At 66.3% G+C, this 25,052-nt stretch carries 17 protein-coding genes and 1 tRNA gene; 14 read left to right on the top strand and 4 right to left on the bottom strand.

Going from position 1 to position 25,052, the window contains the following annotated elements; genetic code table 11:
• A partial coding sequence (locus VEC57_07600; protein HYB98989.1) for a DUF4215 domain-containing protein occupies positions 1–3,465 on the top strand: 3,465 nt, incomplete at its 5' end.
• A 162-nt stretch (positions 3,466–3,627) separates the two neighbouring features.
• On the opposite strand, the gene VEC57_07605 is transcribed toward VEC57_07600, so the two are convergent.
• Positions 3,628–4,362 carry a VOC family protein gene (locus VEC57_07605; protein HYB98990.1) on the bottom strand — a complete coding sequence of 245 codons (735 nt, stop codon included), beginning with the start codon at positions 4,360–4,362 and terminating at the stop codon, positions 3,628–3,630.
• 96 nt (positions 4,363–4,458) lie between these two features.
• On the opposite strand from VEC57_07605, the gene VEC57_07610 reads away from it, so the two are divergent.
• Genes VEC57_07610 through VEC57_07620 form a run of 3 tightly spaced genes read left to right on the top strand, consistent with a single transcriptional unit; the run spans position 4,459 to position 7,769 of the window.
• Positions 4,459–5,310, top strand: coding sequence for an LLM class F420-dependent oxidoreductase (locus VEC57_07610; GenBank protein ID HYB98991.1), 852 nt, complete (start codon positions 4,459–4,461; stop codon positions 5,308–5,310).
• Positions 5,311–5,325: 15 nt separating this feature from the next.
• Entirely contained in the window at positions 5,326–6,768 is a 1,443-nt protein-coding gene (locus VEC57_07615; protein ID HYB98992.1) for an MBOAT family protein, read from the top strand.
• A gap of 38 nt (positions 6,769–6,806) precedes the next feature.
• Entirely contained in the window at positions 6,807–7,769 is a 963-nt protein-coding gene (locus VEC57_07620; GenBank protein ID HYB98993.1) for a hypothetical protein, read from the top strand.
• A 27-nt stretch (positions 7,770–7,796) separates the two neighbouring features.
• On the opposite strand, the gene VEC57_07625 is transcribed toward VEC57_07620, so the two are convergent.
• Positions 7,797–8,837 (bottom strand): ferritin-like domain-containing protein, encoded by a 1,041-nt coding sequence (locus VEC57_07625; protein ID HYB98994.1) that lies wholly within the window; start codon positions 8,835–8,837, stop codon positions 7,797–7,799.
• Between VEC57_07625 and VEC57_07630 the strand changes: the two genes are divergently transcribed.
• From VEC57_07630 to VEC57_07665, 8 genes are all read left to right on the top strand, one after another.
• Complete coding sequence (locus VEC57_07630; GenBank protein ID HYB98995.1) at positions 8,832–9,815, top strand: hypothetical protein; 984 nt, start codon at positions 8,832–8,834, stop codon at positions 9,813–9,815. The genes VEC57_07625 and VEC57_07630 overlap by 6 nt on opposite strands.
• Before the next feature lie 11 nt (positions 9,816–9,826).
• Complete coding sequence (locus VEC57_07635; GenBank protein HYB98996.1) at positions 9,827–11,350, top strand: DUF1800 family protein; 1,524 nt, start codon at positions 9,827–9,829, stop codon at positions 11,348–11,350.
• 11 nt (positions 11,351–11,361) lie between these two features.
• The gene (locus VEC57_07640) at positions 11,362–12,861 is read left to right on the top strand and encodes a DUF1501 domain-containing protein (protein ID HYB98997.1); all 1,500 of its coding nucleotides are present in this window, start codon (positions 11,362–11,364) and stop codon (positions 12,859–12,861) included.
• Between the two features lie 218 nt (positions 12,862–13,079).
• Positions 13,080–16,439 (top strand): adenylate/guanylate cyclase domain-containing protein, encoded by a 3,360-nt coding sequence (locus tag VEC57_07645; protein HYB98998.1) that lies wholly within the window; start codon positions 13,080–13,082, stop codon positions 16,437–16,439.
• A 25-nt stretch (positions 16,440–16,464) separates the two neighbouring features.
• The gene (locus tag VEC57_07650; GenBank protein HYB98999.1) at positions 16,465–17,796 is read left to right on the top strand and encodes an MATE family efflux transporter; all 1,332 of its coding nucleotides are present in this window, start codon (positions 16,465–16,467) and stop codon (positions 17,794–17,796) included.
• Positions 17,797–18,088: 292 nt separating this feature from the next.
• The gene (locus VEC57_07655; GenBank protein HYB99000.1) at positions 18,089–18,616 is read left to right on the top strand and encodes a TlpA disulfide reductase family protein; all 528 of its coding nucleotides are present in this window, start codon (positions 18,089–18,091) and stop codon (positions 18,614–18,616) included.
• A gap of 123 nt (positions 18,617–18,739) precedes the next feature.
• Positions 18,740–20,626, top strand: coding sequence for a sulfatase (locus VEC57_07660; GenBank protein HYB99001.1), 1,887 nt, complete (start codon positions 18,740–18,742; stop codon positions 20,624–20,626).
• Between the two features lie 271 nt (positions 20,627–20,897).
• On the top strand, positions 20,898–21,125 hold the full coding sequence (locus tag VEC57_07665; GenBank protein HYB99002.1) for a hypothetical protein: 228 nt from the start codon (positions 20,898–20,900) through the stop codon (positions 21,123–21,125).
• 91 nt (positions 21,126–21,216) lie between these two features.
• Here the strand turns inward: VEC57_07665 and VEC57_07670 are convergent, their stop codons facing one another.
• Complete coding sequence (locus tag VEC57_07670) at positions 21,217–21,975, bottom strand: ion transporter (protein HYB99003.1); 759 nt, start codon at positions 21,973–21,975, stop codon at positions 21,217–21,219.
• Positions 21,976–22,167: 192 nt separating this feature from the next.
• On the opposite strand from VEC57_07670, the gene VEC57_07675 reads away from it, so the two are divergent.
• On the top strand, positions 22,168–23,877 hold the full coding sequence (locus VEC57_07675) for a DUF4236 domain-containing protein (GenBank protein ID HYB99004.1): 1,710 nt from the start codon (positions 22,168–22,170) through the stop codon (positions 23,875–23,877).
• 478 nt (positions 23,878–24,355) lie between these two features.
• Complete coding sequence (locus tag VEC57_07680; GenBank protein HYB99005.1) at positions 24,356–24,613, top strand: hypothetical protein; 258 nt, start codon at positions 24,356–24,358, stop codon at positions 24,611–24,613.
• A 303-nt stretch (positions 24,614–24,916) separates the two neighbouring features.
• Here VEC57_07680 and VEC57_07685 read toward each other — a convergent pair.
• Positions 24,917–24,992 (bottom strand) — tRNA-Ala (locus tag VEC57_07685).
• Positions 24,993–25,052 lie beyond the last annotated feature (60 nt).

Genomic DNA, 25,052 nt, shown 5'->3' on the forward strand with positions numbered 1-25,052 from the left:
ACGAATGCGTGCACCATCGCGGAGTGCGGCGACGGCATCGTCCAGGCGGGCGTCGACGAGTGCGACGACGGCAACACGAACGACAACGACGCTTGCACGAACGCGTGCACGATCGCCGAGTGCGGCGACGGCATCGTTCAGGCCGGCGTCGACGAGTGCGACGACGGCAACACCGTGAACACGGACGCCTGCACGAATGCGTGCACGATCGCCGAGTGCGGCGACGGCATCGTCCAGGCCGGCGTCGACGAGTGCGATGACGGCAACACCGTCGACACGGACGCCTGCACGAACGCATGCACGATCGCGGAGTGCGGCGACGGCATCGTCCAGGCCGGCGTCGACGAGTGCGACGACGGCAACACCGTGAACACCGACGCCTGCACGAACGCGTGCACGATCGCCGAGTGCGGTGACGGCATCACGCAGGCCGGTGTCGAGGCCTGCGACGACGGCAACACCGTGAACACGGACGCCTGCACGAACGCGTGCACCATCGCAGATTGCGGCGACGGCATCACCGGCCCGGGCGAGGAGTGCGACGACGGCAACACCGTCAACACGGACGCCTGCACGAATGCGTGCACGATCGCCGAGTGCGGGGACGGCATCGTCCAGGCCGGCGTCGACGAGTGCGACGACGGCAACACCGTGAACACGGACGCCTGCACGAATGCGTGCACGATCGCCGAGTGCGGCGACGGCATCACGCAGGCCGGCGTCGAGGAGTGCGATGATGCCAACACCGTCAACACCGATGCCTGCCTGAACAGCTGCGATATCGCCGAGTGCGGCGACGGCGTGGTGCAGGCCGGCGTCGACGAGTGCGACGACGGCAACACCGTCAACACCGACGCCTGCCTGAACAACTGCGACATCGCCGAGTGCGGCGACGGCGTGGTGCAGACCGGCGTCGACGAGTGCGACGACGGCAACACCGTCGATACCGATGCCTGCACGAATGCGTGCACGATCGCCGATTGCGGCGACGGTATCGTGCGCGCCGGCTTCGAGGAGTGCGACGACGGCAACACCGTCAACACCGACGCATGCCTGAACAACTGCAACATCGCCGAGTGCGGCGACGGCGTGGTGCAGGCCGGCGTCGACGAGTGCGATGACGGCAACACCAACAATAACGACGCCTGCCTGAACAATTGCGACGTCGCCGAGTGCGGCGACGGCGTGGTGCAGACCGGCGTCGACGAGTGCGACGACGGCAACACCGTCAACACCGATGCCTGCCTGAACAACTGCAACGTCGCCGAGTGCGGCGACGGCGTGGTGCAGACGGGTGTCGACGAGTGCGACGACGGCAACACCGTGAACACGGACGCCTGCACGAACGTGTGCACGATCGCCGAGTGCGGCGACGGCGTGGTGCAGGCGGGCGTCGACGAGTGCGACGACGGCAACACCGTGAACACGGACGCATGCACGAACGCGTGCACGATCGCCGAGTGCGGCGACGGCGTGGTGCAGACGGGTGTCGACGAGTGCGACGACGGCAACACCGTCAACACGGACGCCTGCACGAACGCGTGTGCCATCGCGGAGTGCGGCGACGGCATCACGCAGGCCGGCGTCGAGGAATGCGACGACGGCAACAACGACAACAACGACGCGTGCCTGAACAACTGCGACATCGCCGAATGCGGCGACGGCGTGGTGCGCACGGGCGTCGAAGAGTGCGACGACGGCAACACGTCGAACAGTGATGCCTGCCTGACCACCTGCGAGACGGCCGAGTGCGGCGACGGCTTCATCCAGACCGGCGTCGAGGAGTGCGATGACGCCGACACCGATAACACCGACTTCTGCCTGAACACCTGTCAGGTGGCCGAGTGCGGTGACGGGTTCGTGCGCGCCGGCATCGAGGAGTGCGACGATGCCAACTCGGTGAACACCGACGCGTGCCTGAACAGCTGCGACATCGCCGAGTGCGGCGACGGCGTGGTGCAGACGGGCGTGGACGAATGCGACGACGGCAACACCGTCAACACCGATGCGTGCACGAATGCGTGCACGACCGCCGAATGCGGTGACGGCATCGTCCAGGCGGGCGTCGACGAGTGCGACGACGGCAACACCGTCAACACCGATGCCTGCACGAATGCCTGCACGATTGCCGAATGCGGCGACGGCGTGGTGCAGGCCGGCGTCGACGAGTGCGACGACGGCAACACGAACGACAACGACGCTTGCACGAACGCGTGCACGATCGCCGAGTGCGGCGACGGCGTCGTCCGCACCGGCGTCGAGCAGTGCGACGACGGCGATACCGCCTCCGGCGACGGCTGCAGCGCCACGTGCGTCATCGAGTTCTGCGGCGACGGCGTCGTCAACAACACCGCCGAGACCTGCGACGACGGCAACACCGCCAACGGCGATTGCTGCAACAGCAACTGCCTCTTCGACGCAGCGGGTACGACCTGCACGGGCAACGGCGTCGGCGATGAGGAGTGCAACAGCAACACCTGCAACGGTGCCGGCAGCTGCATCAGCAATCCGGACAACAACGGCGGCGTCTGCACGCCGGACTCGGACGCGGACATCTGCGTAAAGGCCTACGCATGCGATGCCGGCCTTTGCGAGCCGGATGAGCAGTTCATCACCGGCGACGCGTGCGACTGGCTCGTGGTGTCGGGCGTCTCCGGAGACAGCAGGGCGCGGGTCGTCGACCACTCGAACAACACGGGCGACATCTGCGTGGACAACGCGGACATCGGCACCAGCGTGACGATCAACGGCAACGTGGTCAGCACGAGCCCGGTGAACGATGACCTCGTCTTCTTCGCCGACTCGTCGGTGACGCTGGATATCGTGACCAACGACGCCAGCGTGAAGGGCGCCAACGGTACGTCTCTGCCTGGCCTTCCTCCGGGCACCAGCTCCGTGCCGGCCGGTACGGTCGTGGCGAAGTCCAACGGCGGCGTCTACGACACCACCGGCAACCACGAGCTGGTCAACGAGTGTCTGATGGCGCAGGCGGACATCCTCACTGCTTCGGCCGCGATTCTGGCTCTGCCGTCGACGCAGAACATTGGCGTCGTCGATCTGAACTCGGGCTCCACCTACAACATCAACCCGACAGTTGTTGGTGGACTGAACGTGATCGACGCGACCCGCGTCGTTGCTGGCAACGATGTCACGTTCAACATCAGCGGAGGCGGAAGCGCGGACACGGTCATCATTCTGCGTATCGCGAATCAGTTGAACACGGACCTGAGGACGACGTTCAACCTGACCAACGGTCTGACTGCCAACAACCTGCTGATCTACGCGAACGGCGGACGTTGTGAGATCGGCGACCATGGCGAAGGTGCCGGTACCATCTTGTGTCCGAATGCGACGGTGATCCTGAAGCAATACACTGTGTGGCAGGGACAGGCGTTGGGCGACACGAAGAAGGTGCAGGTCGGTGATACCGTGACCTTCACCTACGAGCCGTTCACCGGCTACTGATCCGCATCCCTGAACGCTCGGCCCTGCGGCGAGCCCGAAACCAGCGAGGCCGACTCCGAAAGGAGCCGGCCTCGCTGCGTTGAAGCGGGGACGAAGAACCTAGGCCCGGAGATCGAACCGGCGGTGAAGCGGCGCGCAAGGGACCGGCGCCGCAGCCAGACGTCACACGGGAATGAGCCGGGCACCCAACGGGGCGAACGCCTCCAGCGTTGCCGCGAACTTTGGCGGTACCGCGGTCTCGAGTCCCTGCGGTCCCTGCTCAGCGGCCGCTTGGAGCAGGAGCCGCACGTGGAGCGGGCAGCCCTCCCATCGCACCAGCAGCTGGCCGGCGCTTTCCTCGACGACCTCCGCACCGAGCAACTCCACCCACTGCGCCCGCGAACGACCGAGATCATGCGTGACCATTCGCACGCCGAGCAGCGACAGCGCCGGCGTTGCGGGCGCGGGCACCACAGGCGCGAACTCGTGCCAGCTGTCCTCGCTGCTCAGCTCCGGATGGTTCTCGGCAAACTGAACGACGATGCCCTGCGCCTGCTTGGGATGGAGAAAGCATTCCTTCCAGCTCGGATAGGCGTCGTTGAAGCCGACGACCGTGTAGCCTGCGGCCTCGGCGCGTGCCCGTGCCGCGTAGATGTCGGGAACCTTGAACGTGACGTGGTGGATGCCGGGCCCGCGCATATCGAGGAACCGATGCAGGAAGCCACCTTCGGCGCCGGCCGGCTCGATGATCTCGAGGAGCGCACCGTTGGCGAAGGACCACTGCCGGCCGTTGAAGTCCGGATTGGGGCCGCCGCGATACGGTCTCGCGCCGAGCACGCCTTCGAGGTAGGGCGCGACTTCCGCGATCCGGCGCACGCCGCAGGCGACGTGATCGAGCTTGTAGCCGGGCTCGGCCATGACGTGTCTCCTCCTTTCGTCCGAGCGGGGCCGGCCCCGCCTCACCAGGGCCAGGACCGGATTCCTCTGCGCCCATGCCCTTTGTATACACGGCCAATGAAGTACGGACTGTTCGGCATCAACTTCGGCGCCTGCGCCGATCCGGAAACCGCCGCTGCCGTCTCGCGTGCGGCCGAAACTGCCGGCTTCGAGTCGCTGTGGACCGGCGAGCACGTGGTGCTTCCCGATCCGCAGGTGCCGCCGTCGCCCGTTCCCGCTCAGGTGCCCTTCCTCGATCCGGCGGTGGCGCTGGCGACCGTCTCCCAGCACACGCGCCGCGTGCTGCTCGGCACCGGCATCATCATCCTGCCTCAGCGCAACCCGCTGGTGCTGGCCAAGGAGCTGGCCAGCGTCGACGTCGTCAGCGGCGGCCGCCTGATCTTCGGGGTCGGAATCGGATACCTCGAGCCCGAGTTTCGCGCGCTCGGCATTCCCTTCGAGGACAAGGGCGCCCGAACCGTCGACTATCTGCGCGCCATGCAGGCGGTATGGACGATGGACCAGCCGTCCTACGAGGGGCGCTTCGCCAGCTTCTCGGGCATCAACGCCTATCCGCGGCCCGTGCAGCGCCCTCATCCACCGATCGTCTTCGGCGGCCACACACCGGCCGCGTTCCGACGCGCCGTCGAGCTGGCGCAGGGCTGGTACGGCTTCGCGATGGACGTGGAGGCGGCGCGAAAGGCGATCGAGGGCATTTCCGTCGAGGAGCGCCGCCGCGAGCGCGACCGCGGGCTGAGCCGCCTGGAGATCAGCATCACTCCGCCGGCCGGCCTGCCCGACCCGGCAACGGCCCGCGCCTACGCCGACCTCGGCGTCGATCGCCTCATCCTGCTGCCGGCGGCGGCAACGCGCGAGGACATGCTCGAATACGTGGCGCGCGCTGCAGAGACTCTCATCGACAAGATCTGAGCGGGACGCGCGCGGGTGCTGTTTACCTCGCTCCAGTTCCTGCTGTTCCTGCCGGCGGCGGCGGCCGTGCTGTTCGCGCTGCCGGCAGCGTACCGCAACCCGTATCTGCTGCTGGTCAGCTACGGCTTCTACGCGGCGTGGAATCCTGCCTATGTCCTGCTGCTGGCGCTGGTCACGGCGATCTCCTACGGCAGCGGCATCGCCATCGAGCGCGCGGCCTCGCCTGCGGCCAGGAAGGCCTGGGTGAGCGTGAGCGCGCTCGCGATCCTGGGCGCGCTGTTCGTCTTCAAGTACTTCAACCTGTTCGCGCAAAGCGGCCAGGCGCTTCTGGCGGCCGTCGGCATCCATGCCGAGGTGCCCGAGCTGCGGCTGCTGCTGCCGGTGGGCATCTCGTTCTACACGTTCCAGTCGCTCGGCTACACGGTTGACGTCTACCGCGGCGCGCGGCCGGCCGAGCGGGATCTGCTGCGCTACGCGCTGTTCGTCTCGTTCTTCCCGCAGATCCTGTCGGGCCCCATCAACCGCTCCACGCAGCTGCTGCCGCAGTTCGTGCGCGCGCCGTACTTCGATTCCGAGCGCATCGTCGCGGGCATGCAGCTGATGGCGTGGGGCTTCTTCAAGAAGCTCGTCATCGCCGACCGGCTCGGCGTCTACGTCGACCAGGTCTACGACGACCCCACGGGCGTCGGCGGTCTTCCGATCTTCATCGCCACCGTTCTCTACGCGTTCCAGGTCTACTGCGACTTCTCCGGGTACACCGACATCGCCATCGGCACGGCGCAGGTGCTGGGTTACGAGATGATGCTGAACTTCCGCCAGCCTTACCTGGCAGCCAGCACACAGGAGTTCTGGCGGCGCTGGCACATCTCGCTGTCCACCTGGTTTCGTGACTACGTCTACATCTCGCTCGGCGGCAACCGCGTCTCGCCGGTGCGCCGCTACGTCAATCTTTTCATCGTTTTCGTGCTGAGCGGCCTTTGGCACGGCGCCAGCTGGACCTTCGTCATCTGGGGCGCGCTGCACGGGCTCTACCTGGTGATCGGCACCGCCACGCGGCAGGTGCGCGAGCGCTGGGCGCAGCGCAACGGCCTGACGCGCATGCCGCGCCTTCATTACCTGCTGCAGCTGCTGGTGACGTTCGTGCTCGTGGACTTCGCCTGGATCTTCTTTCGTGCGGCGACATTCGACGATGCGATCTACATCATCACCCACATGTTCCGCGGGTGGGACCTTTCGGCCGGCGTTACGCTCGGCCTGGGCACCTACGAGATGACCCTGGTGCTGATGGCGCTGGCCATCCTGTTGGTCGTCGACTGGCTGCAGAGCCGTATGCCATTGCGTGCGAACATAGCCGAGCTGCCGGTGTGGGCGCGTTGGTCGCTCTACTACGGCGTGGTCATGTGCGTCCTGCTGCTGGGCAAGACGGGCGGCGGCAAGTTCATCTACTTCCAGTTCTGAGGCGTGGCGGCGAGATGGAACCTGAGCGATTCCGTTCCATGAGGCTGGCCGAGCTCCGGTCCTTCCTGCTGCGCGTGGCCGTGATGATGGCGCTCGTGGTCGCTGGGTATCTTGCCATCCTGGTGGCCCCGACGGCCAAGAACAGCTACCTGTCGGCCGTCATCGACAAGCAGGCGCGGCTGGCGAGCCTCGGCTCGCCCAAGCTCGTGTTCGTCGGCGGTTCCAATCTCTCCTTCGCGCTCGACAGCGCGCGCATCGAGCGCGAGCTCGGCATGCCGGTGGTCAACATGGGCCTGGGCATCTATGCGGGGCTGCGCTTCATGCTGTACTCGGTGCTGCCCCGCCTGGGAGAAGGCGACGTGGTGGTGGTGTCGCCCGAGTACCAGCTCTTTCGCGGCCTCTACAACGGCGAGGAGGAGCTTCTCGAAGCGCTCGAGGCGTTTCCACAGGGAATCTCGACGATCGGCTCGGTCGGGCAATGGCTCGGCGTGGTGCGCGCGCTGCCGACCTACATCAAGAACAAGGCCAACCGGATGCTGGCGCAGCTCGTGCAGGACCCGGATCCGAAGTGCGTGTACTGCCGGCGTGCGTTCAATCCGTACGGCGATCTGATGGCGCACGCGGGCCTGCCCGCTACCGACGTGGCGGCGATGCCGATGTTCCGCAGCAAGAGCGAGCAGGGCCCGGTCGACATGGAGGCGGTGGCCGGTCTGCGCGAGTTCGTGCAGAAGGCGTCGCAGCGCGGCGCGCGCGTCGTGATCCTGTTCCCGGCGGTGCCGGACGCGCACCTGGAGAAGAACCTGGACGTGATGGAGAAGGTGCATCAGGCCATCCGCGACAATGTCGCGGCGCCCGTTCTTGCCACGCCGAGCGAGAGCACCATGCCCGTCGACCTGTTCTGGGACTGGGTCTACCACCTCAAGATCGAAGGCCGCGAGCGCCGCACCGGCTTCATCATCGAGCGGCTGAGGCCGGTGATTGCCGGTGCCGCGCCGCGCTGAGCTTGCGCTGCGCAACGACGCAGCCGATCACGCGGTCGGTCTTTTCGCCGAGAGGGCGTCGAGCAGCGAGAGCTCCGCATCGGTGAAGCCGGCGCGCCGTCGAAGGTCGCGCGACATCGGCGCCTTGACGCTGCCGCGGAAGTGCGTGCGCAGAGCCTCCGCGAAGGCGGTTACGGGATCGAGACCGCGCTGCTCGCACAGGTAGTGGAACCAGCGCGAGCCGATCCGGACGTGTCCGACCTCGTCGCGCAAAATGACCTCGAGGACGGCCGCCGTCTTCTCGTCGCCGAACCTGCGCAGCCTGGCGATCAGCGCCGGCGTCACATCCAGCCCGCGCGCTTCGAGCACGCGAGGCACCAGCGCCATGCGCGACAGGACGTCACCGGCGGTGGCCTCGGCCATCGACCACAGTCCGGCGTGCGCCTCGAAGTCTCCGTATTCGTGACCGAGCTCGCGCAGGCGTTCGCGTAGCATCGAGAAGTGCAGCGCCTCCTCGGCCGCCACGCCCGTCCAGTCCGAGTAGTAGTCGAGCGGCATGCCGCCGAAGCGCCACACCGCGTCCCACGCGAGATTGATGGCGTTCCACTCGATGTGCGCGATGGCATGAACGAATGCCGCCATGCCGCGCGGACTGCCCATGCTGCGTCTGGGCACATCGGCCGCATGCGTCAGGACCAGGCGGACCGGCAGGCCGGCGATCGGCTGACTCGGGTGTTCGCAAGCGTGTGCGGCCGGCAATGCGCCGGCCGGCGGCGCTGGCAGTGTGCCGGCACGCCAGGCCTCGGCGATATCGCGGCTTCGCGTCACCTTGGCCTCGATGTCTCTCTCTTCGAGACAGTCGCGCGCGGCCCGTTGCAGTGCCGCAAGCGCAGTCGCATGGGGAATTGAACGCATCGTCAGACGAAATGTTGCACCGACGCACTGGAAAATCATGCGTTTGCGTCTTGACCATCCGTTCTCGTCCAGCATAATCGCACCGTCGACGCCGCTTTCTGGCCACTGGGGGAAAGCAGCGGCGCTCGGCACGTTCGGCGGGGTTGCCCTTCCGGTTCTGGGGGGAGAATGCATTCATTCCGGTTCTTCGCGCTTGCGGCGGCGACGCTCGTGCTGCCGCTGTCGGCCGGCACGTCGCATGCGGTCAACGTCTTCGGCGGCGGCAGCCGCCTTTCGGATTGTGCCGTCGCGTTCGAGGTGCCGGGCGCCAACAAGCCCGCGCCGCCCAAGGCGCCGAAGATGGTCGATTGCGTCGACGGCGATGTCTCCTGCGACGGCGACGGACAGCGCAACGGCGAGTGCCTGTTCCCGCTGCAGCTGTGCATCAACTCCGGTGAGCTCTCCGGCTGCAACCCCGAGACCGTCGAATCCATCACCGTCGATCACGCCATCGACGACGGCAGCGACCCTCGCTTCGACACCGACTTCCAGGCCCTGCAGCTTCGCGTGAACCTGCTCGGGCTTCCCAGCGACTCCGAGTCCTGCACGACCGCCAGCAGCATCACGGTGCGCCTGCGCGGCCCCGACTCGAGCAGCGCGATGAAGAAGAACAAGAAGACGCTCTCGCTGCAGAGCGACGTGACGCTCGCGGCCGGCAGCACCATCGACAACGACAAGATCAAGTTCTCGTGCCGTCCCGAAGGCGACGGCATCTACCTGCCCGTCGATCTGTACGAGGGAACGTTCGACCGCATTCGCGATCAGGTCTTCGCGCAGACCTGCGCGGTCTCGGGCTGCCACGACTCCGAGAGCAGCGCAGGCGACCTGATCCTGCTGCCGGGCGCCGCCTACGGAAATCTCGTGAACGCGGCGCCGGCCAACAACGCTGCTGCCACCGACGGTCTCCTGCGCGTCACCCCGGGCGACCCGGAGGCAAGCCTTCTTTTTCACAAGCTCTCGCCGGGCCTGAACCCGGCCTACGGCAGCCCGATGCCTCTGGAAGGAAGCGACCTGGACCCGGCTCTGGTCGAGATCATCCGCCTCTGGATCATCGGCGACGGAACTCTCGGTCCGGCTCCCGAAACGGGATGGGTCGAGGGAACGGATCAGTAAAGGAGACCGCAATGGCGGATTGGAACTACGAGAACGCCGCGCACCTGCTTCGCCGCGTCGCCTTCGGCGGAACGCCCGAGCAGATCCAGGATTTCCTCGACAGCCACGGCTCGGTCGAAGAGGCCGTGGCATCGCTGCTGAGCTTTCCGGTCTCGACGCGCAAGCCGCCCAAGGGCGGCAACGACTTCTACGAGGCCAAGCTCAAGCAGCAGCGTTGGTGGCTCAAGAGCATGCTGCGGGCACGCTCGCATGCCGACGAGGCGCGCGAGAAGCTGGTGCTGTTCTGGCACAACCACCTGGCCAGCGGCTTCACCAAGCAGCCGGAAACCGCGTTCATGTCGCAGCAGAACGGCCTGTTCCGGCGCTTCGCCAAAGGCAACTTCCGCGACCTGGTGCGCGAGTTCAACCGCGATCCGGCCAATCTCTACTACCTCGACGGCATTCTGAACTACGCCACCAACGACGGCGTGACGGTAGCGGCGAACGAGAACTTCGCCCGCGAGATCATGGAGCTGTTCACGATCGGCATCTTCCAGCTAGCCGAGGACGGGACCGACGATCCCTCCAAGCCGAACTACACCGAATCGGATGTGCACCAGCTCGCGCGCGCCCTGACGGGCTGGGTGCAGCTGCAGGGCGGCAAGGGCGTGTGGCGTGACTGGGCCTGGGACGGCGGAACGCTCGACGACAACGGCGACGGTATGCCGGACCCCATCACCATCTTCGGCGTGACCAACAACAACTTCCGCATCGGCGAGGAAGTTGCCGGCACCGCCGACGACGTGCTCGAGCTGCTCTTCGGCCGCACCGACGACGCGGGCAATCCGCAGGCCGCGATGTATCTGGCCCGCAAGTTCTGGACCTGGTACGCCTACCCGGCTCCCGCTCCGGGCCTGAAGACGCTGCTGGCCGGCTTTGCCGACATCTTCCGCGACAGCGACTACGAGGTCACGCCGATGCTGCAGGCGATGTTCTCGCACGACGAGTTCTACAGCGACTCGGCCAAGTCGCGCACGGTCAAGAGCCCGGTCGACTACGTCGTCGGCGCGATGAAGGCGCTCGGCGCCCGCAGCTCGGGCAAGTACATCGGCGATTCCGACGAGCTCGGCCGCATGATCGCCGAGATGGGAATGGATCTGTTCGAGCCGCCCAACGTGGCCGGATGGCCGGGCGGCAAGCGCTGGATCACCACCGGCACGCTGGTGAACCGGCTCGACTTCGCGCGTCGCCTGGCCGAGCTCGACTACAGCTCCTCGATGGTGCGCCTGTCGAGCATCGCCGGGCTTCCGATCGGCGATGCCAACGCCGATCCCGCCGCGATCATCGATGCGATCCTCCACCAGATCGGCCTCGACGGGACGCAGGGCGGTATTGCGCTGACGTCGGTTCAGCGCGATGCGCTGATCGACTTCGTCACCGACGGCGGCTCCCTGGCCACGCTCGACCTGAGCCACGAATACACCGACCACGCCCAGTACCTGGTGCGCGGCGCCATTGCCCTCGCCCTGCAGTCGGGCGAGTTCCAGATTTTCTAAGGGGTGCGCTCATGGCTCTGACCCGACGACAGTTCCTCAAGAGAAGCGCCATCGCCGGCGCGGGCGCCGCGCTGGGCCCGCACATGAAGTGGCTGCCCGGCACCAACGTCAGCTACGCGGCCGGGCCCGCCGACGCCATCGTCGTCTTCGTGCAGCTCTACGGCGGAAACGACGGCCTCAACACCGTCTACCCGCTCAACGGCACGCAGCGCACGCTCTACAACCAGTACCGTCCGACGCTGCGCCTGCCCGATACGGCCGGCGGCCTGGCGCCGTTCGTCGCCGAAGGCTTCAACGCCAGCACGATCCTGGACATCGGACAGGACGCCGCCGGCACCAACTACGCGCTGCACCCGTCGATGAAGGCATGGCACGACATCCATCTGGCGGGCGAGCTGGCGGTGGTGCCGGGTGTGCACTATCCGCACGCCGACTACTCGCACTTCCGCAGCGAGGTCATCTACTACACCGGCGATCCCATCGGCAGCACGGGCCTGGGGTGGATGGGCAAGTACATGGAGCTTGCCGGCTTCCTGCCCACCGACGTGCCGGCCGTGATGATGGGCGGCGAGTACAATCCGCTGTTCACGCCGACGACCACGAGCCTTCTGGCGTTCCGGCAGCTCGGACAGCTTCGCTTTCCTGCCGGCAGCCTCGGCGTCGAGCGCGAGGCCACGTTCCGCCAGCTCTACGTCGAAAGCTCGCTGTCGGATCCGGCCTCGTTCCCGGAGCTGGCATCGCTCGGCGTCACCGGTGTCGCGTCCATCGACAAGTTCTCCGAGTACTATCGCAGCGGCTGCTCCAACGCCGGAAAGGTCGAGGCGCTGCTGGTGGATGAGGACGGCTGCTACGACGGCAACAATCCTCTGATCTACTCCTCACCGCTCAATCCGGAGTATACGCCCGACCTGACCTACAACCGTCTGGCGCGCGATCTGCGGCACGTGGCGGCGGCCATCCGCGCCGACGTGGGCGCGCGCTTCTTCCACGTCGCCGTCGGCGGCTTCGACTCTCATTCGAGCCAGGAGCAGGGCTTCTACCACTCCTACCTGCTCCATACGGTGGCCGAAGCGGTCGGCGCGTTCTGGAACGAGATGAAGCAGACCGTCTCGCTCCCGGGCCTCTCCGGCTATCAAGCCGGGGACCTGTCGCCGAAGGTCCTGGTGGTGACGCTCTCGGAGTTCGGCCGCACCAACAAGCAGAACGCGACGTCGGCGGCCAATGCCGGCACCGATCACGGGCGCAGCGCGCCGCAGTTCGTCATAGGCGCCGGCGTGCAGGGCGGCATCCACGGCGAATATCCGACGCTGGACGATCCCGATCTCGACGACGATCTGCGAATGGCCTACGACTTCCGCGATTTCTACGGGACCATGCTGGAGCGCTGGCTCGGCGTCTCTGCCTCCGACATCGGACCGGGGCCGGGCAAGATCTTCGCGGCCACGCCGGAAGCGGACGATCTCGGCCAGTCCTACACGGCCTACACGCCGATCCCGTACCTGCTCCCGTAGCGCAGGGTCGCTGTCGGCGCCGGTTGTCGTGGAATGCGGCAGGGCCCCGGCATCACAGCACGGCAGGACGGTCGTGTGGGCCATGCCGGGTGTGCCTGAGGTAGAAGCCGTCGGCCTGCGCACGAGCGGGCCGGCCAGATCGTCCCCGGCAGACGCTGATCGGCGGCGGAGCGCCTTTTGTCTGGCCACGGTTCCTGGACAAAGATGCGCGCACGATCATGCGATGCCCGCAGTGCCAGCATGAAAACCAGGACGGCGCGCGCTTCTGCCAGGAGTGCGGGTCGTCGCTGAGCGCCGATTGCGCCAGCTGCGGCGCCAAGCTGCCGCCGGCGGCGAAGTTCTGCATCGAGTGCGGCGTGCGGGTGCCCGGCACCGCCGCGGCGCCGGTGCCGCCGCGCAGCATGACGCCGGCCCACCTGGCCGACAAGATCCTGCGCAACAAGAACGCGCTGGAAGGCGAGCGCAAACAGATCACGATCCTGTTCGCGGACGTGCAGGAGTCGATGTCGCTGTCGGAGACGGTGGACCCCGAGACCTGGACGCGCATCCTGGACGGCTTCTTCGCGATCCTCTCCGACGGCATCCATCGCTTCGAGGGCACCATCAACAACTTCACCGGCGACGGCGTCATGGCGCTGTTCGGCGCGCCCATCGCGCACGAGGACCATGCCCAGCGCGCGTGCTTCGCCGCGCTCTATCTCATCGACGAGCTGGCCAAGTACGCCGAGATCGTGCGCCGCGACGAAGGCCTGAACTTCTCGGTGCGCATGGGCATGAACTCGGGCGAGGTCATCGTCGGCCGCATCGGCGACGATCTGCACATGGACTACACGGCGCAGGGCCACACCGTCGGCCTGGCCTCGCGCATGGAGTCGCTGGCCGCCGCCGACAAGTGCTACCTGACCGAGCATACGGCCACGCTGGTGGCGGATTATTTCTTGCTGCGCGACCTCGGTCCGCACCGCATCAAGGGCGTCAGCGAGCCGCTGCGCGTCTTCGAGCTGCAGGGCATCGGCGCCAACCGCACGCGTCTGGACGTCTCGCGCTCGCGCGGCCTGTCGCGTTTCGTCGGGCGCGACGACGAAATGCGGCTGCTCGAAGACGCGCTCGAACGCACCGCCAGCGGGTCGCCGCAGATCGTCGGCGTCATGGCCGACGCCGGCGCCGGCAAGAGCAGGCTGTGCTACGAGTTCATCGAGCGCTGCAAGGGGCGCGGGCTTCGTGTCATCTGCGCGCACTGCGTCGCGCACGGGACGATGATCCCGTTCCATCCGATTCTGGAGCTGCTGCGCGATTATTTCGGCATCGAGGAGCGCGATTCGCCGCAAGCCGCGCGCGAAAAGGTCGCAGGCCGCCTTCTGCTGATCGACGACAAGCTGCGGCCGAGCCTGCCGCTGGTGTTCGAGTTTCTCGGCATTCCCGACCCGGAGTGGCCCGCGCCGCCCATGGATCCCGAGCCGCGCCGGCGCATGCTCTACGGCGCGCTGCGCCGCATCCTGGACTGCGGCACCAGCGAGCGCCCGGCGCTGATCGTGCTCGAGGACCTGCACTGGATCGATGGAGCGAGCCTGGCCTTCCTCGAAGGAATGATCGAGGTGCTGCCGGCCAGCTCGTGCATGATGCTGCTGAACTACCGGCCCGAATTCCGCGCGCCCTGGATCGCCAACCCGATCTTCCGCCAGGTCGCGCTCGAGCCGCTGGGCGCCGAGGCCATTTCGGCCTTGATGCGGGACCTGCTCGGCGAGGACCCTGCGCTGGCGCCGCTCCGCGCGAGCATCGAGCGCACCACCGCCGGCAATCCCTTCTTCCTCGAGGAGCTGGTGCACGCGCTCGTGGAAGCCGGAAGCCTCGAAGGCACGCGCGGGCACTACCGGCTGGTGCGACCGGTCGAGGACATCGTCCTGCCGCCGACGGTGCATTCGGTGCTGGCGGCCCGCATCGACCATCTGCCCGAGGCGCAGAAGGAGCTGCTGCAGACCTCGGCAGTCATCGGCAAGCAGTTCGGCGAGCAGGTGCTCTTGCGCGTCAGCACCATGACCCCGGCCGAGTTGCACGTGGCGCTGCAGTCGCTGTGCGACGCCGGCTTCCTCTACCAGCGCGAGGTGTACCCGCAGGCGCTGTACGCATTCGCGCATCCGCTGACGCAGGAGGTCGCCTACCGTACGCAGCTCGGCGAGCGGCGCCGCATCATGCACGGCGCGATCGCGCGCGTCCTGACCGAGCTCGAGCCGGACAAGAGCGGGGAGAACGCGGCCTTGCTCGCGCATCACTGGGAGGCGGCCGGCGAGACGCTGCAGGCGGCGCTGGCGGGACGGCGCGCCGCCGAGTGGGCCAGCAGCAGCGAGCTGTCGGAGTCGCGCCGTCACTGGACCAAGGTGATGGAGCTGCTCGAACGCCTGCCGCCCAACGCCGAGACCACCGAGCTGGCGGTGGCCGCGACCGAAGGGATGCTCAGCATCTGCTGGCGGCTGGGCTCGCCGCAGGAGCAGGCGCGCGGAATCTACGAATGGGGCTGGGTGTGGGCCGAGCGCAGCGGGCTGGCCGCGGCCAAGGCCAGGCTGCTTGGGGCCTACGGCATCTGGCACAGCTTCATCGGCGAGATCGAGCAGTCGCTCGCGATCTACGATCAGGCCGCCGAGCTGCTCGACGAGACCTGCGACATGGCTCTGCGCATCACGCTGCTGTCGCGCCGCGCCTACTCGAGCCTGCTCGCGGGCAAGCTCAAGGCCGGCCTTCGCCTGGCGCGCGAGGTGCTCGACAGCATGGGCGACGACGGTCCCGGCGACGAAGTCCCTGCCGGCGACTACCTCTTCATGATGGGCTTCACCGGGCTGGCGCTGACCTACCTGGGTCGTCTGGAGGAAGCCGGACGAATCCTCGACCGCACGCTGGCGCTGGGTCTGGAGGCCGGGGAGGCCGGCACGGCCAATGCGCTGCGCGGTTTCAGCGTCACGCACGCGTGGTTCACCGGCGACGCCGTGCGTGCCAGCGCACTGGCGCGCGGGCAGCTCGACTTCGCCGAACGCATCGCCAGCCCGGCGCTGCGCACCGGCGCGTACGACTCGCTCGGCATCGCGCATCTGCTGCACGGGCAGTGGGACGCGGCGGTGACGGCGCTGGAGACGGCGCTGCACGTCGCGCGCGAGAGCGGCACGTTCCTGCAGGCCGAGGCGCTCATGCTCTCGAACATGGCCGAAGCCTATCGCGGGCGCGGCGATCTCGATCTTGCCGTGGAGACGGCCACCGAGGCGCTTGCCGTCGCGCGCCGCCGTCGCACCGTGATGCACGAGTGCCGCTCCAGCCTCTTCCTCGGCCGCGCGCTGATCGCGCGCGGCGACACCGCCAGCCTGTCGGCGGCAGCCGTGGCGCTGACCGATGCGCTGTCCATCGTCGAGCGCACCGAAGCGCGCGCCTACGAGCCGTACGTTCGCATGGAGCTGGCCGCGCTGGCGCAGCTGACGGGCGAGATGGCGGCGCACCGGCGCGAGCTGGCGCGCGCCGTCCAGCTCTTCCGCGAGATCGGTGCGCCACGGCGCGCCGAGCAGGCCAGCCTGGAGCCGGTGTCGTCGAGCCTCTGAGCGCGTCGCGGAGGCCGTTGCCGTCTTGAACCAACTGACGCCGGAGCGCCGCCGCCGCATCTTCGCCCTGGCCATCCCCATCATCGGCGCGATGGCGTCGCAGAACATCCTGAACCTGGTCGATACGGCCATGGTCGGCCACCTCGGCGACGAGGCCCTGGCCGGAGTCGGCATCAGCGGCTTCCTCTACTTCATGGCCGTCTCCTTCGTCATGGGAATGTCGGCCGGCGTGCAGGCGATGTGCGCGCGCTGGCGCGGCGCAGGGCGCGACGACGAGATCGCGGTCCCGCTCAACGGCGGGCTGCTGATGTCGGCGGCGATCTGCCTGCCCGCCTCGCTTCTGCTGGCCGCGATGGTGCCGGCGATTCTGCGTGCGATCGCTCCCGAGGCACGCGTGGCCGAGCTCGGCACGTCGTACCTGAGCCTGCGCATCCTCGGGATGACGGCCGTAGGAATGAACTTCGCGTTTCGGGGCTACTGGAACGCCATCGACATGTCGCGGCTGTACATGGGCACGCTGCTGTTCATGCACGCGGTCAACATCTTCCTGAACTGGGTCTTGATCTTCGGAAATCTCGGGGCGCCTGCGCTCGGTGTGGCGGGAGCAGGCATGAGCAACCTCATCTCGGTCTATCTCGGCTCGGCCTGCTATTTCGCGCTGGCGTGGAAGCACGGGCGCGGCGCCGGGTTCCTCGGCAGGATGCCGTCGCGCGAGGTGATGCGGGCGATGCTCGCGACGTCGCTGCCGGCGGGATTGCAGCAGCTCCTCTTCGCGTCGGGAATGGTCGGGCTGTTCTGGATCCTGTCGCTGCTCGGGACTGCCGAAGTCGCCGCGGGCAACGTGCTCATCAACGTCATGCTCGTGACGATCCTGCCGTCGATCGGCTTCGGTCTTGCCGCAGCCACGCTGGTCGGACAGGCGCTCGGCGCGCGCGAGCGAGAGGAAGCCGAGGCATGGGCGTGGCGCGTGGGAAAGGTCGCGATGGGCGTGGTCGCCGTCATTGCGCTGCCGGCGATCATCGCGCCCGAGCTCGTGCTGTCGCCGTTCCTCAAGGATCCGCAGACGCTTTCGCTGGCCGCCGGACCGCTGCGCGTGGCGGCGCTGTCGGCGCCGGTCGAATCGCTCGGCGCCGTTCTCATGAACGCGCATCTCGGCGCCGGCAGCTCACGGCGCGTCCTGATGATCTCCGTGCTGACGCAGTGGGGCCTGTTCCTGCCCGCCGCCTATGTTCTCGGGCCGGTGCTCGGCTACGGAATTCTGGCGATCTGGGTCGCACAGATCGCGTACCGGTTGGTCAGCATCACCATCTTCGCGTGGAGCTGGCGGCAGGGGAGCTGGGCAGACGTCGAGTTGTAGCAGGCCGAGACATGCGGGCGCCGACGCCGGCGACCATGTCCACACTGGCCCCTCATCGAGGCGTGGCTGCTTTGGACGCAGCACCCGAAGGCGTGGTGGCGGCGCTGTTGCAGGATGAGACATGACGCAGCGCGCGTCGTGTCTGGCGCGGTCGAGATCAGGCCTGACAGTCTCGTTTCGAGCGCGAAATCTGGCCTATTTACGCAGTCTTCCGGCATTTTTCACTGGCGAGAGCCACTCGGTTGGCCTACCTTCATGGACCATGGGACGTTTGGTGGGGAGTTTGTTCATCATGCTCGCGCTGATCCTGCCGGCCGCGAGCTATGGCGATTCGGCGCGGCAGCAGGCGCGCCTCCGACTGACCGATCTCGACGGACGCGTGGCCAGCCTGCAGCGTCATCGCGGCAAGGTCGTCCTCGTCAACTTCTGGGCGACCTGGTGCGAAGCGTGCGGCGCCGAGCTGCCCGTGCTCGTCGATCTGGCCGCCCGCTACAAGGAACGCGGTCTGGTCGTCTTGGCCGCGTCGGCCGATGACGTCAAAGCCAAGGACGCGGTGGCCAAGGTCGCCAAGTCGGCCAAGGACCTCCAGATCTGGGTCGGCGCCGACGGCGACGACATGCAGGAGTTCGGCTTCGCCGCCGCGCTGCCCGCCAGCGCGCTCGTCGACCGCAACGGCCGCATCGCCGAACGCTTCGCCGGCGGCATCACCAAGGGCCAGCTCGACACGGCCATCGAGATGCTCCTGCAGGAAAACATCGGCGGCGCCGACGCCCCGATCGCCATCGAAGCCGGCACCGTCTCCGTCGCACCCGGCGCGTAAGAAGAACGGCAGGAACCGCCGTTAACACACGCATGGAGTGGCGCGTTTCGCGCCACGTTCGTGGCAGCCGCTCGCCGCTTCGGTTGGATTTCCCCGCACGGCGCCGTCGACTACATTGCCGCAATGAACACCGCACGCCGCGCTGCCATTGCGGGGCTGGCCTTCGGAGCCGCCGCCACCATCGTCGATCTCGGCATCGGCACCTACAACTTTCTGCAGGTCGGTCTGCCGTCGTTCCCCTTCACGATGGCGCTGGCGGTGACGCTCGAGGTCTCGCTCGGCGTCGCCCTCGGTCTCCTGGCGACGCCCGTGCTGGCGCTGACTGGCCGTCCGTTCCTGCATCTTCTCGCCGTCACTGCCGGATGGCTGATCGTTGCATGGTGGGCCGCCGTCGACCGCGCCATCATTCCGATGTGGGCCACGCCCGCCGTCGCCGCGCTGCTGCTGGTGCTGCTCTCACGTCTGCTGACGCGCCGCGCGCCTCGACTGCCGGCCGCGATTGCCGCAGCTCTTCTGATCACGCTCGTGGCCGGTCCGCCGATCTACCAGAGCTTCACCGACCAGAAGCACACGAGCAGCGGCCCTCCGCCACAGGGCGGCGGCAAGGCTCAAGTCCCTGATGCGCCCGACATCGTCGTGATCGTCATGGACACGGTGCGCGCGGCGAGCATGTCCGCGTACGGCTACGACAAGCCCACCACGCCCACCTTCGACGAGCTGGCCAAGGACGGCGCGCTCTTTCTGGATGCGACCTCGCCGTCGACCTGGTCGCTGCCCTCGCATGCCTCGCTGTTCACCGGTGTGTATCCCTCCGTGCACGGCGCCGATTCCGATCATCGCTACCTCGACGACACCTACCCGACGCTGGCGCAGATCCTGGCCGATATCGGCTACGACACGCTCGCCTTCACGGCCAACCCTTGGATCAGCGATCACCTGGGGCTGACGCGCGGCTTTGCCTGGTCGGACGAATCATGGCGGCGCGCTTCCAGCGGCCGCGCGTTCTTCTTCATCTTCCGCCTGCTCGACCGCCTCGGCTTCGGCGCCGACGACAAAGGCGGGGCGCTGGTCGCTTCCAATTTCGAGCAGTGGTCGGCGGCGCGTCCGCGCGATGCGGCGCCCGCTTTCGTCTTCCTGAATTTCCTGGAGGCGCACTTCCCGCATCACCAGCTTCCAAAGGAGTTCCTGAGCCGCTTCACCCAGCGCTCCAGCGCCGAGCTGCACGAGCACAGCACTGCGTTGTTCGCCACGCAGTTCGGCGCGCCGCTGCCGCCCGCGCAGGTCGCGGCGACCATCGAGCCGGCGCGGGAGATGTACGACGCCGGCGTGTTGTACACCGATCATCTGCTCTCACGTGTGGTCGAGGCGATCCGCAAGCGCGGGATGCTCGACTCCACGCTTCTGGTCGTTCTGTCCGACCATGGCGAGCTGCTCGGCGAGCACGGCGAATTCGGCCACGGCCTGACGCTCTATGAGCCCGGCATCCGCGTGCCGCTGCTGCTTCGCTATCCGCGCAAGATCCAGGGCGCGCGCGTGGAGTTGCCCGTATCGACCGCCGGCGTGCACGCCACGGTGCTCGACGTCGTCGGCATTCCGCCGCGCTCCAAGCTGAGCGTGGGCTCGCTGCTGCCGGCAGTCGAAGGGCGCGTGGCAGGAACACCGGTGATCTGCGAGCGCGCGGCAATGCCCGACGGCGGCGGAGGCAGAACCGATCCGCTGGCGCAGGGCGATGCGAGGATGCGCGTCTACCGCGCCGGCACGCACAAGCTCGTTCAGACCTCGAGCGGCCACGCCGCCGTCTTCGATCTTTCGAGCGACCCGGGAGAGCAGCGGGATCTCGCGTCCAGCCAGCCAAACAAGGTCACGGAGATGACGGCCGAACTGGATACCTGGCGAGCGGCGCTCGGCATCCCCGCGCTCGATGCAGCAGGGCATGCAGGCAAGCCGGTGCCGCAGGACCTGGATCCGGCAGCGAAGGAGCGGCTGCGTGCGCTGGGTTATGTGGAGTGAGGAGAAGGATGGTGGTGAAGGGAGTCGGTCGAACAGGTCGCGCAAATCATTAGCGAATAAACGCTCTCGGTTGCGTGGCCAGCTCAGACGCCCCCAGCCTTCACGTGCTGTCGTCCTTCTAGCCTGTGGTGGTCAATCATGGAGCAGGATTCTCGTCGGTAGGCCCCACCGTTCCAGCTCCTCCACGATCAATGCGTGCCGTTCCTTCGGGGGAAGGCGTTCGAGAGGAGCTCGGTCCGCGGCTGTCTTCTTGGCCTGAACTAGTAGCCTCATGTCCGCGTCGAAGTCCGCGCGTCTGGATCGCCTCGTAGTTGTCGCCGATCGTCGCCCATTGGTCGTCTGGGAAGCGCTCCAAGGTGCGGACGACCTGCTTGAGGTCGCCGTACTCCGCGGGCAGGCGCTTGGACAGCAGCCAGGCAGCGGCTCGCCAGTCGGTGAGGGGCTGCTCGACGCCGTGCAGGTAGACGGTCTCGGCGATCTCGGACGCCTGGAAGCGTAAGCGCGTAGGGTTTCACGGCGCAGTGCCGCTGCCTCCCATCGTCTACCCATGGCCCATGCAACCGCGGACATGCGGACGAACCGTGTACAGACTATTTTTCGTCGTGGCGCTCAAGCAGCCGGCGAAGCTCTCGTAGTTCCGCGTGGACTGCTTCGATCTTTTTCTCTTCCTCGGCGACGTCCGGAGCGAGAAACCACGCCGCCAAAAAAGCCGAAAATGAGCCGAATAGTCCGACACCAGCTAGCATGAGCGTCGCGGCAACGAGTCGGCCTTCCGTCGTGACGGGGTAGCTCTCCCCGTACCCGACGGTAGTGATAGTCCCGAATGCCCACCACAAGGCATCTTCGGCGGACTGGATGTTGCCAGCGGCTGGTACTTCGAACTGCAGGATTGCGATACTGGAAGCTACGATCAGCAGAGATGCGATGAGACTCGCGGCGAGGAGTACGCTCTCCGCGCGCCGTTCAAGTATCATCGTAGCAACAACCTTAGTGGAACGGAGACCCCGAAGAACCCTGAGAATTCGCACAGCCCGCGCAACGCGTCCCCAACGGGCGATGTCAACGGTCGGAATGCTCGACAGCAGGTCGATCCAACCCCATGTGTACATGTATTGGACACGGTTCTCGGCGCGTTTGAAACTGGCAAGAAAGTCCAAGAGGAAGATGGCGCACACCGCATTGTCAGCATGGTCAAGCACGACGCGTGTCGTAGAATCCAGGTGAAACACAGTCTGCGCTGTCAGTGTCGCGAGCGCATACAGGCAGAGCAAAAGCATAAAGATCTGCCGGTTTGCAGATCGTGTCTGCGCGTCGTTCGCGCCCATACGACTTGCGGTTCGTCTGATCACGTAGCTAGGGCAGCGTCGGGATGGCGCGCTAGGTTGATTGCCACGCATCCGCTGCTTGCAGGCGAGTTTTACCGCGCCGGCCCAACCTAGAGCAACCGCACCTCGGATCGATTGCGTGCCAACGATCCCGCCTAAAGAACCGAAGCGCCGTCATTGCGTAGCGTGCGCATTGGGCATAAGCGATGACGCGGGATGGGATTTCGTTTTCAACGTCGCATCAAGCTTTTTCCTGGTGTCCGGCTGAACTTCAGCGCAGGCGGAATCAGTACAACTGTTGGCATTCGCGGTGCCGGCGTCACCTTCGGCAAACGTGGCGTTCATATGAACGTTGGTATCCCGGGCACGGGACTCTCTTACCGGACGCAGATCGGGACACCGCCGGCTCGCCGCACCTCGCCAACGAGGCCTTATGAGCCAAGCGGATCCGCGCGGAGCGTCGAGCCGCCTACCGGTGGCGAAATTCGAAGCGCAGAAGTCAGTGCTTTGACGACCCGCGGACTTGGTGAACTTAAAAGTCTGGTGAATGAAGCCGCAATCCGTCGCGCTGAGTTGACGCGAGAAGCGGCCCAAAGGAACTACGACGTCAAGGTCGCGCGGCGACGCTTACGATGTGCACGCTGGTTCATCGTGCGTATCTTCACCCAGAGTTCAATTCCACGACATATAGAGACGTTAGAGATTTCTGAAGCTTTGCTAGAAGAAGTGGAGGGTCAACTTGAAGGATGTTCGGTAGAGATTGACTTCGCGTTTGACGAACCGACGCTGGCCGCCTACCGAACTCTCATTCATGCATTTGACGCGTTGGCTTCGTGTCAGCGCATTTGGGACATCACAGCGTCGGTGGGGACTGACCGTGTCGCCGACCGCACCATTGCTTCGCACAGTCTTGCGCGGATTCTCGTATCGTTGCGGAAGGCGCGATCGGAGATTCTTGATACGCAGTACGACGCACTCGTGTTCGCAAATTCGAATGGCAGCGACATCTACATTTACCCGGGCTTTGTCCTGATTCCGGGCACGAACGGTGATTTCGCACTGATCGAACTTAGCGAATTCACGGCCGAGTCTCGAACGTCACGCTTCATCGAGGAAGAGCAGGTACCAAGAGACACTGAAGTCGTTGGCTACACGTGGAAGAAAGCGAACAAAGACGGATCTCGAGACAAACGCTTTGCAGGCAACTACCAAATCCCAATCGCTAGATACGGCGAGATCCACTTGACTACCTCCACCGGCCTTCACGAGGTTTTCCAGTTTAGCAATCATGCCGTCGCGGCGGCCTTCCATGAGCAACTCAACACGTACAAGCAAGCGCTCGCGAAACTGGCCGAGCGAAGCAATGATCGTTCTGGGGTTCCGCTGCTATCGGTTGACGATAACCTAACAGGTGCGCCCGAGCCGCCCGTTGCAGAGCCAACAACATCGACGGTGGAGGGGCGGGACGTCCACCCGCCGCGGCTTATCCTTGACTGGATCGCGCTCGCGCTTGGCATCGCGGCGATAGTCTTTGCGGGTACGCGTGCCCGACACTGGAATGCGCCTTCGAGCGTAGCTAAGACAGTCCCGGCTCTGGCCTCGTTCGCCAAAACTAGTGCAACAACTTCTGACCTGCCGCGGTCTCCAGATCCAGCAGCAGCGGACAAAGCTGCATCACCGCCTAAAGCTCTTCCTCCTTTGCCTTCTTCATCCAGCGCGGAGTCGAAACTAGAGAAGGTCTACGTCCAGCGTCCTGTCGTGAATATACGCACTGAACCTACGACCGAGTCGCGGATTGTCGGGACGCTGAAACAGGGTCGCAAGGTGACGGTCTTTGAGCGTCGCGGGACATGGGCGAAAATTGGTGATTCCAGCCCGCTGGGCTGGGTCCATCGAAGCCTGGTGGGCGCTTCGGCGCCAAAGTAAGCGCATTGTCGCAGATTTCGAGCGCGTCGCTGTGAAGACGCCCACCCGCACGTTGGCGGTGCCCCGTGCTCCACGCGAGGATTGATCCTCGCAGGTGGTGTGTCTCGTCGAGGCGGGTAACTACCGCGACGCGGAGTTGATCGCACGCGCCGAGTTCGGAATGAGCGCGCGATGTGCAGGCGTTCCTTCTCACGGTGCATACGTCGTTTCGCGAAGGGCGCTACTTTTACTGCATCAGCGATCCGAAAGGCCGGCCGGATGTCGTCGACGCACCGACGCCCACTGGCGCCGAGCTTCGGCGCGTCGCGCTCTTGGCTTACCTAAACGTACGCCAAGTGGATCGGGCCGCGCACTCGTCGCGCAGTGCTTGACAGCAAACGAAGGTGGCGCGCCAGGCCGGCCGCGTTCACACGAGGCCACGTGTACCTCAATTTCGCAGGAGCGATCGCCCGATCTGGACCCGGGTGCAGAGGAGTTTTTGATCCTGAACGTCCCCACGCAGCTCCCGGCGCGTCAGCACGGGCGCAGCACTGCGGTTTTTTCTGGCGTCCGCCCTCGACCCCGCTTCGATCCCAAGCTGATCCGGGCGGTCGCCGAGGGAAAGGCCTGGTACGAGCGGATCGGTGAGTTCCCGACGCTGCGTGCACTGGCCAAGGCGTCGGACGCGACCGCCCGGACGTCGGTCGCAGGATCCCGCTCGCCTTCCTGGCGCCGGACATCGTCGCTGCGATCGTAGCGGGCGAGCAACCGAACACCCTGACGATCGGCGCGTTACTCCGTGACCGGGACATCCCGCTGTCATGGTCGGAGCAGCGCCGTCTCTTCGGCTTCCGCGACCCCGCCGACGCGAGCCGCTAGCATCACGAACCTGAAAGTGTGGGTTCTCTACGTCCCGTAGAGACGTTTGGCCGAAGCCGCGACCTTGACGGGAATATCGCCGCGAAGCGCGTCTCTGTTCGCGACAGGCACCGGGCAACCCCGCGTACATGCGCCTCTTTGCAGAGACGCCGCCGGGGACCCGGTTCGAACTTGGAAAGGATGGTGGAGCAGAAGGGATTTGAACCCTCGACCCCCACGTTGCGAACGTGGTGCTCTCCCAGCTGAGCTACTGCCCCATCCTATCGTTGCAGCCGCTGCGATTGCCGGCCGCTGAAGATGCGCTCGGAAGCCAGGCT

It is taken from the genome of Candidatus Limnocylindrales bacterium, from assembly GCA_035626395.1.
Taxonomy (GTDB): domain Bacteria; phylum Desulfobacterota; class Binatia; order UBA1149; family CAITLU01; genus DASPNH01.